The organism is Robiginitalea sp., from assembly GCF_049588695.1.
Lineage (GTDB): Bacteria > Bacteroidota > Bacteroidia > Flavobacteriales > Flavobacteriaceae > Robiginitalea.
In genome coordinates, this window is sequence record NZ_JBAVZJ010000307.1 from 1 (window position 1) to 2,324 (window position 2,324).

A 2,324-nucleotide genomic window follows, 5' to 3' on the forward strand; every position below is an offset into this window, starting at 1 on the left:
TAAACAACCTGATCAACGAATGGGCTACGCAGCAATTGTTGCTCACCAAGGCCCGAATCAACCTGCCAGAGGACCAGTTGAGGGAATTTGAGTTGCTTATTTCCGACTACAGGGCCGAGCTCTACACCCGTGCCTACAAGGAGGCCCTGGTAGCCCAGATCGCCGATACGCTGGTAGGAGAGCAGGAACTTTTAAGCTTCTATGATAAGGAGAAGGAGAATTTTAAGCTGCAGGAGAAAATTCTGCAGCTCCGCTTTATTGAGATCCCTAAGCAATTTATCAACCAGGATGAAGTGACCCGAAGGCTCAAGAGTTTTGAAGGGGACGATTTGCAGTTCCTGGATTCTGTCGGGGTACAATTCAAGAAACTGCATTTTAATGATTCCCTGTGGGTACCCTTGTCCCGGGTGGTAGAAGAAATACATCCCCTGACCTATGAGAACGAGGGGGATTACCTAAAAAAATCACAATTTTTTCAATTGGAGGATTCAACGGGGGTATATTTGACAAAGGTGGTGGATGTGCTGGAGCCGAATGATGTAGCCCCCCTGGATTATATAGAACCAACGATTCGGCAAGTGCTTTTGAATCGACGAAAAATGAAATATTTGCGCTCTCTTGAGGCCGATCTGATGGATGAGGCTACAAGGGAGAAAGAATTTGAAGTATATGAAAACAACTGATTTAGTTTTAGCAATTGCCCTTTTGGCCAGTGGAACCTTTACGGGGTCCGCCCAGGTACTGGATTCAATTCCCGATACCCAGGTAGAACCGCCTGAGGAAATTATTCAGCAGGCGTATACTGAAGGAAATAGGCAAGCCCCGCCAAAACAACGGGTCAAGCTCGATGGAATAGCCGCCGTAGTGGGGGATTACGTCATTCTGGATTCCGATGTGGAGAAGACTCTGATCGATCTGAGAAATCAGGGGGCTACTGAGGAAGATGTGGACCAGTGCAGCCTGTTGGGCAAACTGATGGAGGACCGGCTCTATGCACACCAGGCCGTACAGGATAGTATCCTGGTTTCGGATGACGAGGTTAATAGTACGAGCGATCAATACATACAGGAGTTTGTGCAACGTCTGGGGTCTATGGAGAAGGTCCTGGAGTTTTACAACCAGGAAACCGTTGAGGACCTGAGGGAGGAGCTTTTTAAGATCAACAAACTGCAAATGCTCTCCCAGCGGATGCAACAGGATATTGTGGGTGAAATAGAAGTGACACCAGAGGAGGTCCGCCAGTTTTTTAATAAAATCCCGGAAGACGAGCGACCGGTATTCGGAGCAGAACTGGAAATTGCCCAGATCGTGAAGAAGCCTGAAATTCCTGAAGAAGAAAAACAGAAGGTTGTTGACCTGCTCAATGAGATCCGGGAAGATGTGGTAGACAATGGGGCGAGTTTCCGGGTAAAGGCAATTCTATATTCCCAGGATCCGGGATCCAAGTCTAAAGGAGGTTTTTACTCCATGACCCGTCAGACCCCCTTCGTTAAGGAGTTTAAGGATGTGGCTTTTAGTTTGAGGGAAGGCGAGATTTCAGAACCTTTTGAATCCCCATTCGGCTACCACATTATATTTATCGAAAAAATTCGCGGGCAGGAACTCGATCTCCGCCATATCCTGATTCAGCCTGAAGTACCCCAGAAAGCCCTGGATGATGCCCGTAAGGACCTGGACAGTATCCGGACGCATATCATGGAAGGCAAATACACCTTCGGGGAAGCGGCCTTGAATTTTTCTGACGAGAAAGAGACTAAATTCGATGGTGGGGTCTTGCGAAACCCTGCGGATTTCGGATCGCGGTTTGAACTGACCAAAATGGATCCCAAACTGTACAACCAGGTTCGGAACCTCAAGGATAATGAAATTTCCACGCCTGCCCTGGAGCCTGATCCCCGCGGGGGCCCCCCTAGTTATAAGATTTTGATGGTCACCAACCGTTTTGACGAACACGAAGCCGACTTTGCCCGAGATTATATGAAGATCCAGGAACTTGCCCTCCGCGACAAACAGTTTCGCGCCATTCGGGAGTGGATGAGTGAGCGTATCGATGAAACCTATATAAGTCTGGATTCCGATTACAAAGGGTGCGAGTTCACCAACAACTGGTTAAAAGATTGATATGTCGGACGTAGAAGGGGTTAAGCGCCTGGTCGAAAAACACAAGGCGCTCAAAAAGGAGATCGGCAAAGTCATTGTCGGGCAAGATGAAGTGGTTGATCAGATCCTCTGGTCCATATACACCGGGGGACACTCTTTATTGATCGGTGTTCCTGGCCTGGCCAAGACTCTTATGGTGAATACGATAGCCCAAACCCTTGGAC

At 48.3% G+C, this 2,324-nt stretch carries 3 protein-coding genes; all 3 read left to right on the forward strand.

Features of this window, described 5'->3' with window-relative positions; all coding sequences use genetic code 11:
• Nucleotides 1-683 (forward strand): peptidyl-prolyl cis-trans isomerase (locus WBV75_RS07575; RefSeq protein WP_424120025.1); only part of this gene is annotated, 683 nt, incomplete at its 5' end.
• Nucleotides 670-2,121 (forward strand): peptidylprolyl isomerase, encoded by a 1,452-nt coding sequence (locus WBV75_RS07580; protein WP_424120026.1) that lies wholly within the window; start codon nucleotides 670-672, stop codon nucleotides 2,119-2,121. The genes WBV75_RS07575 and WBV75_RS07580, both read left to right, overlap by 14 nt.
• A gap of 1 nt (nucleotide 2,122) precedes the next feature.
• Nucleotides 2,123-2,324 (forward strand): AAA family ATPase (locus tag WBV75_RS07585; protein ID WP_424120027.1); only part of this gene is annotated, 202 nt, incomplete at its 3' end.